This window comes from Agrobacterium larrymoorei, from assembly GCF_005145045.1.
GTDB lineage: Bacteria > Pseudomonadota > Alphaproteobacteria > Rhizobiales > Rhizobiaceae > Agrobacterium > Agrobacterium larrymoorei.
In genome coordinates this window covers 179,591-195,000 of the sequence record NZ_CP039691.1, presented here as the reverse complement: position 1 = coordinate 195,000, position 15,410 = coordinate 179,591, and the positions used below count along the sequence as shown (strand labels likewise).

At 56.9% G+C, this 15,410-nt stretch carries 14 protein-coding genes, 1 tRNA gene and 2 rRNA genes (1 of these 17 cut by a window edge); 3 read left to right on the top strand and 14 right to left on the bottom strand.

Annotated features, from left to right (window positions below):
* The 3 genes from CFBP5473_RS00945 to CFBP5473_RS00935 all read left to right on the top strand — a co-directional run.
* Positions 1-2,176 (top strand): 23S ribosomal RNA (locus tag CFBP5473_RS00945) (it extends 771 nt beyond the left edge of the window).
* 206 nt (positions 2,177-2,382) lie between these two features.
* A 5S ribosomal RNA gene (gene rrf / locus CFBP5473_RS00940) occupies positions 2,383-2,497 on the top strand.
* Between the two features lie 315 nt (positions 2,498-2,812).
* Positions 2,813-2,889 (top strand) — tRNA-Met (locus tag CFBP5473_RS00935).
* 182 nt (positions 2,890-3,071) lie between these two features.
* Here the strand turns inward: CFBP5473_RS00935 and phnN are convergent.
* The 14 genes from phnN to phnG form a co-directional block, all read right to left on the bottom strand.
* Positions 3,072-3,668, bottom strand: a complete 597-nt coding sequence (gene phnN, locus CFBP5473_RS00930; protein ID WP_027673969.1) for a phosphonate metabolism protein/1,5-bisphosphokinase (PRPP-forming) PhnN — start codon at positions 3,666-3,668, stop codon at positions 3,072-3,074.
* The gene (locus tag CFBP5473_RS00925; protein WP_027674658.1) at positions 3,665-4,801 is read right to left on the bottom strand and encodes an alpha-D-ribose 1-methylphosphonate 5-triphosphate diphosphatase; all 1,137 of its coding nucleotides are present in this window, start codon (positions 4,799-4,801) and stop codon (positions 3,665-3,667) included. The genes phnN and CFBP5473_RS00925 overlap by 4 nt, the downstream gene beginning before the upstream one ends.
* A 23-nt stretch (positions 4,802-4,824) precedes the next feature.
* Complete coding sequence (locus CFBP5473_RS00920; protein ID WP_169696863.1) at positions 4,825-5,529, bottom strand: DUF1045 domain-containing protein; 705 nt, start codon at positions 5,527-5,529, stop codon at positions 4,825-4,827.
* A gap of 102 nt (positions 5,530-5,631) precedes the next feature.
* The gene (gene phnE / locus CFBP5473_RS00915; protein WP_027674656.1) at positions 5,632-6,981 is read right to left on the bottom strand and encodes a phosphonate ABC transporter, permease protein PhnE; all 1,350 of its coding nucleotides are present in this window, start codon (positions 6,979-6,981) and stop codon (positions 5,632-5,634) included.
* Positions 6,981-7,955, bottom strand: coding sequence for a phosphonate ABC transporter, permease protein PhnE (phnE, locus tag CFBP5473_RS00910; RefSeq protein ID WP_027674655.1), 975 nt, complete (start codon positions 7,953-7,955; stop codon positions 6,981-6,983). Before phnE (CFBP5473_RS00910) ends, phnE (CFBP5473_RS00915) begins: the two co-directional genes overlap by 1 nt.
* Positions 7,956-8,027: 72 nt before the next feature.
* Positions 8,028-8,933, bottom strand: a complete 906-nt coding sequence (gene phnD / locus CFBP5473_RS00905; RefSeq protein ID WP_027674654.1) for a phosphonate ABC transporter substrate-binding protein — start codon at positions 8,931-8,933, stop codon at positions 8,028-8,030.
* A gap of 86 nt (positions 8,934-9,019) precedes the next feature.
* Positions 9,020-9,895: a phosphonate ABC transporter ATP-binding protein gene (gene phnC / locus CFBP5473_RS00900; RefSeq protein WP_027674653.1), complete on the bottom strand. Its 876-nt coding sequence runs from the start codon at positions 9,893-9,895 to the stop codon at positions 9,020-9,022.
* Positions 9,896-9,996: 101 nt separating this feature from the next.
* On the bottom strand, positions 9,997-10,614 hold the full coding sequence (locus tag CFBP5473_RS00895; RefSeq protein ID WP_027674652.1) for a transferase hexapeptide repeat family protein: 618 nt from the start codon (positions 10,612-10,614) through the stop codon (positions 9,997-9,999).
* Positions 10,611-11,318 (bottom strand): phosphonate C-P lyase system protein PhnL, encoded by a 708-nt coding sequence (gene phnL / locus CFBP5473_RS00890; RefSeq protein WP_027674651.1) that lies wholly within the window; start codon positions 11,316-11,318, stop codon positions 10,611-10,613. The genes CFBP5473_RS00895 and phnL overlap by 4 nt, the downstream gene beginning before the upstream one ends.
* Positions 11,319-11,343: 25 nt before the next feature.
* Entirely contained in the window at positions 11,344-12,120 is a 777-nt protein-coding gene (phnK, locus tag CFBP5473_RS00885) for a phosphonate C-P lyase system protein PhnK (protein ID WP_027674650.1), read from the bottom strand.
* A complete protein-coding gene (locus CFBP5473_RS00880; RefSeq protein WP_106389352.1) occupies positions 12,117-13,034 on the bottom strand; it encodes an alpha-D-ribose 1-methylphosphonate 5-phosphate C-P-lyase PhnJ in 918 nt (305 codons plus the stop codon). Before CFBP5473_RS00880 ends, phnK begins: the two co-directional genes overlap by 4 nt.
* Positions 13,035-13,183: 149 nt before the next feature.
* Entirely contained in the window at positions 13,184-14,293 is a 1,110-nt protein-coding gene (locus CFBP5473_RS00875) for a carbon-phosphorus lyase complex subunit (RefSeq protein ID WP_027674648.1), read from the bottom strand.
* Between the two features lie 2 nt (positions 14,294-14,295).
* Positions 14,296-14,904, bottom strand: coding sequence for a phosphonate C-P lyase system protein PhnH (gene phnH / locus CFBP5473_RS00870; protein WP_027674647.1), 609 nt, complete (start codon positions 14,902-14,904; stop codon positions 14,296-14,298).
* Complete coding sequence (phnG, locus tag CFBP5473_RS00865; protein WP_234881767.1) at positions 14,904-15,362, bottom strand: phosphonate C-P lyase system protein PhnG; 459 nt, start codon at positions 15,360-15,362, stop codon at positions 14,904-14,906. Before phnG ends, phnH begins: the two co-directional genes overlap by 1 nt.
* Between the last annotated feature and the right edge of the window lie 48 nt (positions 15,363-15,410).

Sequence of the window (15,410 nt, the reverse complement as noted above, 5' to 3'; positions counted from 1 at the left end):
TAGTGTAACGAGCAAGCTTAAGCCGGTAGGTGTAGGCGTAGCGAAAGCGAGTCTGAACAGGGCGTTCAGTTCGTTGCATTAGACCCGAAACCGAGTGATCTAGCCATGAGCAGGCTGAAGGTTGGGTAACACCAACTGGAGGGCCGAACCCATAACTGTTGCAATAGTTCGGGATGACTTGTGGCTAGGGGTGAAAGGCCAATCAAACTCGGAAATAGCTGGTTCTCCGCGAAATCTATTTAGGTAGAGCGTCGACCTTATACCCTCGGGGGTAGAGCACTGGATGGGCTATGGGGACTCACCGTCTTACTGATCCTAACCAAACTCCGAATACCGAGGAGTACTAGTCGGCAGACACACGGCGGGTGCTAACGTCCGTCGTGAAGAGGGCAACAACCCTGACCTCCAGCTAAGGTCCCCAAGTCATGGCTAAGTGGGAAAGGATGTGAGGATCCCAAAACAACCAGGATGTTGGCTTAGAAGCAGCCATCATTTAAAGAAAGCGTAACAGCTCACTGGTCTAAATAAGGGTCTTTGCGCCGAAAATGTAACGGGGCTAAAGCCATGCACCGAAGCTGAGGATTTGAGCTTATGCTCAAGTGGTAGCGGAGCGTTCCGTAAGTCTGTGAAGGCGGACCCGTGAGGGCTGCTGGAGATATCGGAAGTGCGAATGTTGACATGAGTAACGATAAAGGGAGTGAGAGACTCCCTCGCCGAAAGACCAAGGGTTCCTGCTTAAAGTTAATCTGAGCAGGGTTAGCCGGCCCCTAAGACGAGGCGGACACGCGTAGTCGATGGGAACCACGTTAATATTCGTGGGCCTGGTGGTAGTGACGGATCTTGTGTGTTGTGCATTCTTATTGGATTGGATGTGCGGCGAAGAGGTTCCAGGAAATAGCTCCACCGTATAGACCGTACCCGAAACCGACACAGGTGGTCAGGTAGAGTATACCAAGGCGCTTGAGAGAACTATGTTGAAGGAACTCGGCAAATTGCACGCGTAACTTCGGAAGAAGCGTGACCCCATTTTAGGCAACTATGATGGGGTGGCACAGACCAGGGGGTAGCGACTGTTTATCAAAAACACAGGGCTCTGCGAAGTAGCAATACGACGTATAGGGTCTGACGCCTGCCCGGTGCTGGAAGGTTAAAGGGAGAGGTGCAAGCTTTGAACTGAAGCCCCAGTAAACGGCGGCCGTAACTATAACGGTCCTAAGGTAGCGAAATTCCTTGTCGGGTAAGTTCCGACCTGCACGAATGGCGTAACGACTTCCCCGCTGTCTCCAACATAGACTCAGTGAAATTGAATTCCCCGTGAAGATGCGGGGTTCCTGCGGTCAGACGGAAAGACCCCGTGCACCTTTACTATAGCTTTACACTGGCATTCGCCAAGGCATGTGTAGGATAGGTGGTAGGCTTTGAAGCGCGGACGCCAGTTTGCGTGGAGCCATCCTTGAAATACCACCCTTATCTTCGTGGATGTCTAACCGCGGTCCGTTATCCGGATCCGGGACAGTGTATGGTGGGTAGTTTGACTGGGGCGGTCGCCTCCGAAAGAGTAACGGAGGCGCGCGATGGTTAGCTCAGACCGGTCGGAAATCGGTCGTCGAGTGCAATGGCATAAGCTAGCCTGACTGCGAGACTGACAAGTCGAGCAGAGACGAAAGTCGGTCATAGTGATCCGGTGGTCCCGTGTGGAAGGGCCATCGCTCAACGGATAAAAGGTACGCCGGGGATAACAGGCTGATGACCCCCAAGAGTCCATATCGACGGGGTTGTTTGGCACCTCGATGTCGACTCATCGCATCCTGGGGCTGGAGCAGGTCCCAAGGGTATGGCTGTTCGCCATTTAAAGCGGTACGTGAGTTGGGTTCAGAACGTCGTGAGACAGTTCGGTCCCTATCTGCCGTGGGTGTAGGAATATTGACAGGATCTGTCCCTAGTACGAGAGGACCGGGATGGACGTATCTCTGGTGGATCTGTTGTCCTGCCAAGGGCATAGCAGAGTAGCTATATACGGAATGGATAACCGCTGAAGGCATCTAAGCGGGAAACCAACCTGAAAACGAGTGTTCCCTATCAGAGCCGTGGAAGACGACCACGTCGATAGGACGGGTGTGGAAGTGCAGCAATGCATGAAGCTTACCGTTACTAATAGCTCGATCGACTTCTTCGTTCCCATTGTTCATGCTCATCGAAGATGAGCATTCCTCTTCTGTCCTGACGCGTGGAATACGCTCCGGACGGGCCGCGCCACGAGGCGCGACGACCTCTGGTCTGTATGGGAAACATACGGATAGGTCAGAGAAAGACGTGTTAAAAATAGAAAGTGGCCAAGCCACCCAGCTTCTCGAAAACAGCGTATGTTTTGCGCTTTGCCGACCTGGTGGTTATTGCGGGGCGGCTGCACCCGTTCCCATTCCGAACACGGCCGTGAAACGCCCCAGCGCCAATGGTACTTCGTCTTAAGACGCGGGAGAGTAGGTCGCTGCCAGGTCTGCAAAACGCAAAACATATACTCCATCTTCTCGTCACACCCTCGGCCCAGCCGAAATCAAAAGGGCCGCTAACCAAGCGGCCTTTTGTGTTATGATAGCTTGATCAAAAATAAAGCGGGCTGGAGCAGCCCCCGACCTCCCGCAGGAAGCAAAGCTTCCGAGGAAGGACAAACAAAAGACCCGGGCGCTTGTTCGACGTCAGCTCATAAATAACGCGGGGTGGAGCAGCCCCCGTCCTCCCGCAGGAAGCAAAGCTTCCGAGGAAGGACAAACAAAAAGACCGGGCGCTTGCTCGAACGTCAGCTCATAAATAACGCGGGGTGGAGCAGCCCGGTAGCTCGTCAGGCTCATAACCTGAAGGCCGCAGGTTCAAATCCTGCCCCCGCAACCAAATCCCCCAGCATATCCCGAAAATAACGCCAGCAGAGATGTTCGACACAGCGTCGCTCTTTGATTGGGACTTCTCCCCCTGAAAAACTTAGGAGCCGCTGATTGCGGGCTGGGGCGGTTCGTAAGCCTCGGCAATGTCATGGCTCTCTGCCCTTCAAGGCGCGGGCAAAGACAGGCAAGATTTTAGTTTGCTAGCAAATCCCTCACGATTGTCAGGAACGCCTCGCCCGCCACACAGACATCCCCGCTATTGTCCAGCGTCACCACCTCGAAATCGCCGCAGACGTCGACACCGCTGCGCTCCAGCCGACGGGAAATCTCCGACACGCTCTCACGACCGCGGCCCGACAGACGGGCAGCCAGAACCTCTGGGCGCGCAATCACATTGATCACCAGCAGCTTTAAGAAAATCTCCCGGAAATCAGCAAGCGCTAAGCGGGAGCCATTGGCGATCAGGATTGCGCCACGCTCCGTTGCATCTTTCGCTGAGGCGGGGATGCCGTAGCTCAGGCCGTGGGCGCTCCACGACACGCAGAACGCACCCGACAACCGCCTGCGCTCGAACTCGGCGTCATCCACGCCCTCATGCAGTTCCCCGCCAGCATCGCTGCTGCGTGTAATGACGCGGCGGACGTGGTGAAGGCGAGGGTGCTTGCCGATACGCTCAAGCGCATAGTCGATCAGCGTATCCTTGCCCGCACCGCTTGGGCCAACCACGACGATCATCGTGCCGAGTGTAGAGGAGGTGTTCGGGCTAGAGTCAGTTTCGTCGGCACTCATGCAACACGAACACCCTGACGCCAGACACTGCGCACGACGGGAACACCTGCCTCACGGTGTACGCGCACCAGATCTCCCCGCAGGCCAGCGGCGATACGACCACGGTCGCTCAAGCCGACCGTCGAAGCAGGCGTCGACGTCACCATCGACAAGGCCCGTGGCAAGGAGATGCCCTCGACCTGGTCCGCCAACAGAAATGGCGCGTAAAGCAGGCTGAAGGGAACGTAATCCGAAGACAGCACGTCGAGAACGCCAAGTTCGGCCAGATCACGCGCTGCTATATTCCCCGAATGCGACTTGCCCCGCACGATGTTCGGCGCCCCCATCAGAACGCTCATGCCCGCGCTATGCGACGCCTTGGCCGCCTCGATGCTCGTCGGAAACTCCGCAAGCCTAACTCCGTGACCAATCGCTTCCCCAACATGTGCCTCCGTCGCATCGTCATGACTCGCAACCGTGATGCCACGCTCGGTACAGCGTGCTGCGAGATAGTTTCGATGCTTGTCGGAATATTTCTGCGATGCAGCGACGCGGCGGTCAACGAAGGCTTTGAAGACCTCGTCGCTGAGGCCCCGCTTCTTTTGATAGAACATGATGTACTGATCCATCGTCTGAAACTGGCGCTGGCCCGGGGAATGGTCCATCAGCGAGATCAGCTTCACATGCGGATCGGTCTCGAAATCCTCGAAATGCTCAAGCACATCGGCAGAGGCAACTTCGCAGCGCAGGTGAAGAAGATGGTCTGCACGCAGGCGGTTTTCCCGCTGGGCCTTTTCTATGGCGTCCGCCATGTCACGCATCTCGCCGCGCTCAAAGCCACCGTCCTCGTCCGAGCCCAGACGAAGGCAATCGAAAACGGTGGTGATTCCGGAAGATGCGACCTGAGCGTCGTGCGCCTGAATAGCGGCGATCTTGTCCCAGGTCACACCCGGGCGGGGAGAGTAATGCTGTTCCAGATGGTCGGTGTGAAGTTCGACCAGACCGGGGATGAGATAGTCGCCTTCGAAGTCCTCGCCACTGCGGGTCTGACCTTCGCTGATATCGGCAATCAGGCCGTCACGGAGAAGAACGGAGCCTTCGAGAATTTCATTCTCAAGAACAATTTTTGCATTGGATAGAACATGTTCGGACATATCGGACATCTTTCATATCGTTGTCAGCCAAGAGGCTGCCATGTGTGAACGGTAAATGCATCGCCGCGCGCTTTCTCCACGAACAGGCCGAGGCCGGAAATGGTGAGCGGGCGTTGAGTGAAATCGGAAAATGTCTGCGCGAGAATGCTGGCCGCCCGCTCGCTCTGGCTCTCTTCGACCGGGCCTGTCAGTGTCATGTGAAAGCGGAAATCATCCATCACATGCGGATAGCCCCACGTCGTGAGATTACGCCGCTGGCTGTCGCTGAGGTTCTGCGGTTTCCGGCGCGCTATGTCGCTCTCCGACAAGGGCGCGCGGAATGGCTCGAAATACTCCACGACGTCAGCGGCAAAGTCCTGAAGCGGCTGATATGTCGAAGCGGGAACCAATGCGAAGAAGGGTCCAAGCGAGCCGATAACGATCTCGGGTATGTCGAATGCCGGACGGGACGCGGTGAATCGTGTCAGCGCATCGATGAGGTCCGCTTCGCTATAGTCGGGAGAAAGTTCGAAGGGAGCCTTTAGCGTCGCATGAAAGCCATAACGACGTGGCTCGGCAGTCATCTCCGCAAAGGATGCGTAGTTGCTATAGGCCTGATCCGAAAACGCGTTTCGACCCAGCCAGTGCGATGCCTTCTGTGTGAGGGAATCGCTTTCGGCGGGAGTGAAATAGATTGCGTAGCGCACAGTGTCGCACTTTCGAATGTCACGGGAACGGTTGAGGAGCATTTGAGACGACTCGTCTCGGCCCCGCAAGATCAGAAGTGCGAGGTAGACCTTTTCCGTGACAGAATGATGATATCCGGCAAATGAACATCATGAAAAGACGCTCTAATGATGCAATTTTCCGATCAGGCGAGAGCGGATGGCGTTTGACATATTGTCGAACAGGAAGACGACGATGAGGATGAGAAGCACCATATAGGCGACCTTGTCCCAGTCCTGATTGGTGCCCATGGCTTCGAGCAGCTTGAGGCCGATACCGCCAGCACCCACGGCGCCGATGATGGTGGCTGAGCGCGTATTGCTTTCCCAGAAATAAAGCGACTGCGAGATGAAGACCGGCAGGACCTGAGGAATGACGCCGTAGCGGTTTACGATTGCAGGCGACGCGCCGACGGACTTCACGCCCTCGCGCTGCTTGTCATCCACATTTTCGAGAGCCTCCGCGTAAACTTTACCGAGAGCGCCCGTATCGGTGAAGAAAATCGCGGCGATCCCGGGGATTGGTCCCGGGCCGAAGCTGCGGGTGAAGAACAGCGCCCAGATCAGCATATCGATAGAGCGGAGGAAATCGAAGGCGCGCTTCATGCCCCAGTTGGCGAGGCGGCTGCGCGTTATGTTGCGTGCCGCGATGAAAGCCAGAGGGAAGGCGAAGAGAGTTCCAAGCAACGTCCCGACAAATGCCATCACCAGCGTCTGTAACAGCTTGGAGAGAATATCCGCGTGCTGCCAGACCTTGTTGTTCAGAAAGTCATTGGTCATTGCGGAGATATTGGACTGCTGGGGATCGAGACGCTCGCCCCAGAGCGCCAGCGCTGCGAGCCCGGGATAGCTACGGCCCCAGAATTTGGAATCCGTATCGAACAGGAAATTGGCCCATCCTAGGAAGCGGCGCTGGACATAAAGCTGGCCGGTGCGAATTTCGGCCTGACCGGCAAAACCGTACTCGACGATAACCTTGCTGCCATCCTGACGAATTTGAGGTGGCACGCCTGCGGGTGCGGTCACGGCATCCGGGGTGATCGTGACAGGATAGGATTTTCCATCGACATAGACATCCGCCCGTGTCGGCGTGATATCGATCCGATTGGTGAGATCGCCATAGATCACGCTGTAACCACCATCCGGAAGTGGCTGGAGCCAGTCGATCTTCGCGTGCGCCGGATATTGGCCTCGGCTCGTCCATTGCGGCGTGACTTTGCCATTGTCGAACCGCAGGCGCGGCTGCGCGCGCCATGAGTACCAGTCCTGAATGTAGCTGGAGGCGCGGTCCCAGCGCCCCTGCATGAAGGCGGGGCCGACATTGAAGGCGAAAAAGCAGATGACAAGATAGGAAAACACCGCGCCAAGCGCGATCAGCAGACCATAACGCTGCAAAAAGCTGCGCTGGAAAACGTGAGGATATTGCGAAAGCAGGCGTTCGCGGTCGGCACCGTTGATCACGTAACTGGAAGACATCACGCGGCTCCTCTACCGAATTCGAAGGATTGCTGCCCAATCAGCTTCCGGCGCGCCCAGGCGGAAAACTGGTCGACGGCGATAATGGTGACCAACAGCAGGATGATGATGGCATAGGTCTTGGCAGCGTGATCGCGACCGATGGAGAGGCGGAAGACCTCACCGATACCGCCGCCACCGACTGCCCCGATGATTGTGGATGCCCGCACATTGATTTCGGCACGAAGCAGTGCGTAGGACACGAAATTCGGCAGAACTTGCGGCACGATTGCGAAGCGCACACGCTCGATCCAGTTCGCTCCCGATGCGCGCAAGCCCTCGTCGGGTTTCATGTCGGCATTCTCCACCACTTCGAAGAACAGTTTTCCCAAAGCCCCGACGGTGTGGATGGTGATCGCGACAATGGCTGCGATGGGCCCCAGCGAAAGAATGGCGGTTAGAAGACCCGCGACGACGATCTCGGGAAATGCCCGCATCAACTCCATCACGCGTCGCACGACGAAACGGACGATACCGGCGCCGACAAGATTGGTGGATGCAAAGAAGCATAGAACGAAGGCGAAGGCCGTGCCGATGAGCGTTGAGACAAGCGCGATATTCAGCGTGATGACGAGTTGGTAGAAGAAGTTCGGAATGTAGAAATTATCCGTCAGATAGACCCGGTCTGCCGTGTAGTTGTATTTCAGCGAACCATCGGCAAAAGGCGATGGCAGGTCGAACATGGCGCGGAAGATTTCCAGCGGGCTGTCTGGCACGAAGGTCTTCATGAAGTCGAAGAAGTAGGGAAGCCGCTCGAAGAATTTACCGGAATTGGCGCTATTGGCAAAGTCCAGGGACGCGAACAGGACCGCAAGGAAAACGACTATGGCGATGCCCGTATAGATACGGCGTGTAACCAGTTGCTGCTGGTAATGCTGCATGACCTTTTGAGACGCTTCGCTCAAACTGCCGTGCTGAGATGCCGATAGGGCCATGTCCTGCTTCCTTCTTCCTTGCAAAAACGGCGGCGTCTTCATGACGCCGCCGTTTCTCGTCTATGCCGATGATCAGCCGCCGATGATGGATTTACGGGCGTCTACGATCGTCTGGTAGAAGGAAGGATCAACCTTGATGAACTCTTTATTCTGGCCCTGCGTAAAGCCTTGGAAGCAGGCGAGGTCTTTCTTCGGTAGCGCGAGGAAGAAGTCTTCGATCTTCTGCTTCATGGCGTCCCCAACTTTGTTGGCAACCATGGTCGGGCCATTTGGAATAAGCGGGGATTTCCAAACTTGAACGATATCGTCCATGTCGAGATTGCCCTTGGCGACCATCTGGTGAAGTGCACCACTGGTGTAACCTTCCTCCCACTTTCCGACGCCAGAACCAAAGGTCGTGCCAACGTCGAACTTCTTGTCGAGAACTGCGAGAACCAGGTTCTCATGGCCGCCGCCGAAACCAGTTTCAGAGAAGTATTCTTTCACCGGTGCGCCGGTTTCCTTGGGCAATGCAACGTTTGGCACGAGGTAACCCGACGTGGAGTCTGGATCTGCGAAGCCGAGCTTCTTGCCCTTCGCGTCTGCAAGCGTCTTGATTCCAGAATCCTTGCGGGCAACCATTAGTGTGTAATAACCGCTGGAGCCATCAGCGCCGACTTCAGTCAGGATTGGATCGACGGCCTTAGGATCTTGCAAAGCGATCTTTGCATAGGAAGAGGCGCCCATTCTCGCGATATCGATGGTGCCGCCGAGCAGACCCTGAATAACGCCATTATAGTCCGGCGATGGGAAAATCTGGACTTCGGAAACGCCCGTTGCTGCCTTCAGGCCATCGGCAACGCACTGCGCGTTGCGCAGCTGGTCGGATGCGTTTTCCGAACCGTCGAGACCGATGCGCAGAACCTTGACGTCCTGTGCAAGAGCGGAACCAGCCAGCACGCCAAGCGCAACCGCTGAAAGAAGAACTTTCTTCAACATGGATTTCTCTCCTGTTTTCCGGCATGCCGGAGTTTAGAATGGCTGAAATGAGCCCCTGACGCGGGCGGGTCGATGCTGTGCGGTCTTTAAAGCCCAGCCATTGTGAGCGGCTGGGGAGCCGAGGCTTCTGGACCGGCAGATTGGTTTTGTGCGCGCTCCGGCAGGCGTGCGCCTTCGATGGTGATGCTGGTCGACGTCATGCTTTCATCGATGCCACCACCTTGAGAATCGGTACCGTAGATTTCCTTCACGGCGCGGGCATTAAGCTCGGAAGGCGTGCCATCGAACACGACGCGACCGGCAGCCATGCCGATGATGCGTTCGCAGTAATTGCGCGCCGTATCGAGCGTGTGAAGATTGGTCATGACCGTGATGCCTTCGCGCTCATTGATGTCGCGCAGCGCATCCATCACGATCTTGGCATTCAGCGGATCGAGCGAGGCAATCGGTTCGTCCGCCAGAAGCATGCGCGGTGCCTGCATCAGCGCACGCGCAATCGCAACGCGCTGCTGTTGCCCGCCGGAAAGCGTACCTGCAGCCTGCATCGCAACGTGCTCTATACCGAGGCGCTCAAGCGCAGAGATGGCCATCAGGCGCTCTTCGGTGGTGAAGATGCTTAGCAGGCTAAGGACAGTGGAGCGGTGATTGAGGCGGCCCAGCATGACATTCGTCAGAACATCGAGGCGCGGTACGAGATTGAACTGCTGGAAAATCATCGCGCAGTCGCGCTGCCAGTGGCGCAGAGCCGAACCCTTGAGCGACGATACTTCCGTGTCATTGAAGTGGATTGAGCCCGACGTTGGATCGACCAGCCGGTTGATCATGCGAAGCAGTGTGGATTTACCAGCACCTGACCGCCCAATGACGCCGACCATCTGGCCCTGCGGAATGTCGAGGGTTACGCTATCGACGGCGGTGTGATTGCCGAAGCGGCGCGTAACCTGTTTCAGGTGGAAACTCATAGCCAAAACCCAGTGTATTCTTATGGGTTCGGCGTATCAGCAATACGTGAAGTGCTAATGTCAGTTTGATGAATAAAATATTACACCGCTCACACGACGCTTTATCCGCCATACTTCTCCAGAAACGCTTCTGCCTCAATGGCGCGGAAATCATCGAGCGCTAAACGCAATGTTGCGTGGTCCCAATCCCACCAGGCCAGTCGGTCCATCCGCTCGCCCACTTCTTGGGGAAAGCGGCGCTTGATGAGCTTTGCCGGCACGCCGCCGACAATAGTGTAAGGCGCGACATCCTTGGAAACGACCGCTCCCGCCCCAATCACGGCGCCGTTTCCAACCGTTACGCCGGGAAGGATGGTTGCTCCGTGACCGATCCAGACGTCATGTCCGATGACGACCCGCTTTGCGCGGCGGGCTTCGAAGAACTCGGTTTCGTCTTCCGCATCGTCCCAATAGTTATTGGCGCGGTAGGTGAAATGGTGAAGCGTCGCGCGCCAAGTCGGGTGGTTCGTGGCGTTGATGCGCACAGAGGCGGCGATGTTGACGAACTTGCCGATGGTTGCGCACCAGATGGAACCATCCTGCATGATGTAGGAATAATCGCCCATCTCGGTTTCTTCGATGCGGCAGCGCTCGGAAATTTCGGTGTAGCGACCGATGCTGGATCGGACCACGCGGGCAGTCTCATGAATGACTGGCTCAAGACCCACTTTAACGCTCATGCTGCTGCCTTTCGCGGTGAAAATTGCGAGACGTCGAGAATGCGATCTGCAACGGCTTCACGAACTTCCTCATCATGGAAAATGCCAAGAAGGGCCGTTCCTTCCTGCTTCTTTTGCCGGATCATTTCCACCACCACCTTGCGGTTGGCAGCATCCAGCGAGGCCGTCGGCTCGTCCAGAAGCAGGATGGCGTGATCGGTGATGAAGCCTCGCGCAATATTGACGCGCTGCTGTTCACCGCCTGAGAAGGTGGCGGGCGGAAGCGACCATAATTCGCGCGGCAGATTGAGTTTTGCCAGAAGATATCCAGCCCGATCCCGCGCCTCTTCCAGCGGCACTTTACGCGCTAGAAGCGGCTCTGCCACCACATCCACCGCCGCAACGCGCGGCACGGTGCGCAGAAACTGGCTGACATAACCGATGGTGCGATGGCGGACCTCGAGAACGGTGCGCGGGGCAGCGCTGCCGATATCGACCATCTGCCCGTCATGCCTGATCAGAATCTGGCCGCTATCGATGGCGTAGTTGCCGTAAAGCATTTTGAGGATCGAGCTTTTGCCGATACCCGACGGGCCGCCAAGCACGACGCATTCACCGGCTGCAACGGAAAAATTCACGTTCCGCACCACAGGCAGTTCGATGCCATCGCGCAGATGCATGGTGAAGCTTTTGAACACTTCGGAAACGATGAGAGGAGTGGGCATCAATATCTCTTTCTTATACGCGCAGCTAAACCTGCAAGATCGAGGAGACGAGAAGCTGGGTGTAAGGCTCGCGCGGATCATCCAGCACGCGGTCGGTCAAACCATGCTCGATGACATTGCCGCCCTTCATCACCATCATGCGGTGGGAAAGCAGCCGTGCCACGGCAAGATCATGGGTGACCACAATGACGGAGAGACCGAGATCGTTGACGAGACCGCGAACGAGATCGAGCAGACGGGCCTGAACCGAAACATCGAGACCACCGGTCGGCTCATCCATGAAGACGAGCCGGGGTGAGGTGACCAGATTGCGGGCAATCTGAAGACGCTGACGCATGCCGCCGGAAAAAGCACGCGGCTGATCGTCGATCCGGTCCGTCCCGATTTCAACGCGCTCCAGCCATTCGCTGGCGCAACCGCGAATATTGCCGTAATGACGGTTGCCGATTGCCATCAGCCTTTCGCCAACATTGGCGCCTGCCGAAACGGTCATGCGCAGGCCATCTGCCGGGTTCTGGTGGACGAAGCCCCAGTCCGTGCGCATCAAAAGGCGGCGCTCGGCCTCGCTCATATGGTACAGATCGCGTGTCGAACCATCGCGCATGCGATACTCGACACTGCCGGTCGTCGGCATCAAGCGCGTTGAGATGCAGTTCAGCAGCGTGGTTTTGCCGGAACCGGATTCTCCGACGATGGCGAGAACTTCGCCCGGCCAGAGTTCGAAGGAAACATTGCGGCAACCGGCGCGGTCGCCGTAATATTTCGAAACGTCACGAACTTTCAGAAGCGGTGCGTCACTCATTCTGCGGCCTCCTTCGCATCGGCCAGAAGATGGCCACGATGACCATGGGCCTGACGATCTTCGCAATGATCGGTATCGGAGCAGACGAACATTCGCCCGCCCTTGTCGTCCAGCACCACCTCGTCCAGATAGACATTATCGGCTCCGCACAGCGCGCAGGGCTTGTCGAAGGTCTGGATTTCGAAGGGATGGTCGTCAAAGTCGAGGCTGACGACTTCGGTGAAGGGCGGAACGGCATAGATGCGCTTTTCGCGACCGGCACCGAAGAGCTGCAAGGCCTCCGACATGTGCATTTTCGGATTGTCGAATTTGGGTGTTGGCGAAGGATCCATCACATAGCGATCCGCGACTTTCACCGGATATGCATAGGTGCGCGAGATGCGTCCGTTATGGGCGATATCCTCATAAAGCCGAACATGCATGAGGCCGTATTCTTCCAGCGCGTGCATCACGCGGGTTTCGGTTTCGCGCGGCTCCAGAAAGCGCAGAGGTTCAGGGATCGGCACCTGATAGACCAGAACCTGACCTTCCGTCAGCGTTTCCTCGGGAATCCGGTGGCGAGTCTGGATGATGGTAGCGTCCTTGGTGTGCGTCGTCACCGCAACCTGCGCGACCTTCTGGAAGAAGGCGCGGATGGAAACGGCATTCGTGGTGTCGTCAGCACCCTGATCGATGACTTTGAGCACGTCATCGGGGCCGAGGATCGCGGCTGTCACCTGCACGCCGCCGGTTCCCCATCCATAGGGCATGGGCATTTCGCGAGAGGCAAAAGGCACCTGATAGCCGGGAATGGCAATGGCCTTCAGGATCGCGCGGCGGATCATCCGCTTCGTCTGCTCGTCCAGATAAGCGAAGTTATAACTCGCCAGGCCTTCATCCGTCAGTTCGTCTTCAAATGAAACTTCTTCAAGCATCGTGCGTTGTCCTTCCGTAAGTCACAACGGATGTCAGGAGTAAAAGGTCATGGAGATCGGAATTCTCATCACGCTGTTCTTCACTGTATTTGCAGCATCGAGCGTATTTTGCGCCTATTGGTTCAACGAACACGGCTGAGGCTAAGTCTTTACTCTGCCGCATCGCTCAACCATTCTTCAGATGATTTTTGCGCTGCTTCGAAATCAGCGCGCATCTTGCGGACCAGGCCAAGTTCGGCCTGAAAATCCACGTAATGCGGAAGCTTCAGATGTTCTACGAACCCTGTCGCCTGGACATTATCCGCATGTGAGATAACGAATTCTTCGTCCTGCGCCGGTGCCGTCCGGTCTTCTCCGAATTCATCTGCCCGAAGCGCCCTTTCCACCAGCGACATGGCCATGGCCTTCCGCTCACTTTGTCCAAAAACCAGACCGTAGCCCCGCGTAAATTGTGGTGGTGCCTTTGCCGAGCCTTTGAACTGGTTCACCATTTGGCATTCCGTCACCTGAATATCGCCGATCGAAACGGAAAATCCGAGTTCCGGCACATCCAGCTCCACCTCGATGTCACCGATGCGGATTTCTCCGACGAAAGGATGGTTCCGCCCATAGCCGCGCTGGGTGGAATAGGCCAGCGCCAGCAGGAAACCTTCGTCACCCCGCGCCAGCGATTGCAGACGCAGATCCCGCGGCATGGGAAACTCCATAGGCTCCCGCGTTAGGTCTCCGGGAATATGATCCGTCGCCATGTCTCCATCGCTTTCGATCAGGCCTTCTTCGCTAAGAATGTCCGAAACGCGCATGATATTTTCGGCCTCCGCATCGCGGAAGGCTGGTGCATCCACCGCCTCATCTTCGAGAAGGGATGGATCGAGCAGGCGATGCGTGTAATCGAAAGTGGGCCCAAGCAACTGACCGCCCGGCAAATCCTTGTAGGTCGCGGAAATGCGCCGCTCCACCAGCATCGCGCCGGTATCGACAGGGTTGGAATAGCCGAAACGGGGAAGGGTAGTGCGATAGGCACGCAGCAGGAAGATCGCCTCGATCATGTCGCCACGCGACTGCTTGACTGCAAGTGCGGCTAGCGATCTATCATAGAGGGAAGCTTCCGCCATTACACGGTCGACTGCCAGCCCCAGTTGCTCGACAATCTGGGTGATCGTCATCGCGGGTAAGCTGCGGTCTCCGCGGCGGCGATCCGCCAAAAGGCGGTGGGCATTGGCGATGGCGGTTTCTCCGCCTTTTACGGCAACATACATCCTCAGGCCTCCATCAGGGTAATGCGGGTGGAGCGCGGCAGGCAGAGGAAGTGATTGCCGCAGGTCAGGATGACATCCACGCCGCGCGGAAAGGCTGCGCGGTTCTCATTCCACAGGCGCTCGAAAAGATCGGGCAGGCCGCCGGGGGAAATGGTCATGGAGGTCTGGATGCCCGGGCCGGTAAGGCGCATCGCAGGACCATTCTCCATATCCGGAACTTCGATGAGAAGCGTTGCCGATCGGTCGGGATATTCCTGCGTGCCTTGAGCAAAGAGATCGAAAGAGGAAAGCGCGCTACCAATTTCGATGACGGCGAAACGCGCCTCAGATTTTTCCTGCGCTAGAACCGCCCCCGTATGAAAGCTCAACCAGCTCGGAACCAAAGATTTGGCAGCCAGCGAGCTCAACCACACCGGCGTATCGTGATCGCAAAGCGTGAGAAGAATTCCACCAGCCGCAATATTGAGCGGAGAGGGCGGGCGGATGGGCAGTTCGAACGATTGTTTACTTCCCGGGCGCGCCATTCCGTCCATGAGAGCCCGAAAAACGTGCTGCGAATCGAAGACGGGGTCGGAGAAGCCGCCAGTCACGATATTTGCTCGTGCGGTCATCAGTCGTCTCCTCTGACCATGGTGAAGAAATCGACGCGGGTCGCTGCCGTTTCCCTGATGCGCTGCGACTTCTTTTCAGCGAGGCGCTGCGCGACAACCGAAAGAACCCGGCTTTCGATAAGCGGACGTGTCGCCTCTTCCTGCCACAGCGCATCGGCAATCGCTGCGTACCAGGCCTGCTTGCGACTGGTTCCCAGCGCATGTGCGTGGCCGATTGTGCCGGACCCGAGCTTGACGGTGGCGCGCGTCACCGTGGCCTCACCAAGATTGAAGGGCGAACCACCTCCGCCGATCTTTCCACGCACCATCACCAAACCCGTTTCCGGACCTCTGACTTTTTCAACCTGCGGCTTGGTTTTGAGCGCGTTCCAGAATGCCAGAAGCTCATCCACCGTTGCGCGTGCCAGAAGCCCGGCAGCCCGTCTTCGTGCCTCATGTATTTCGGTCGGATCCATCATGTTTGTCCTTAAATGTCTATTGATATAGACAACCATACAAGATAGGAT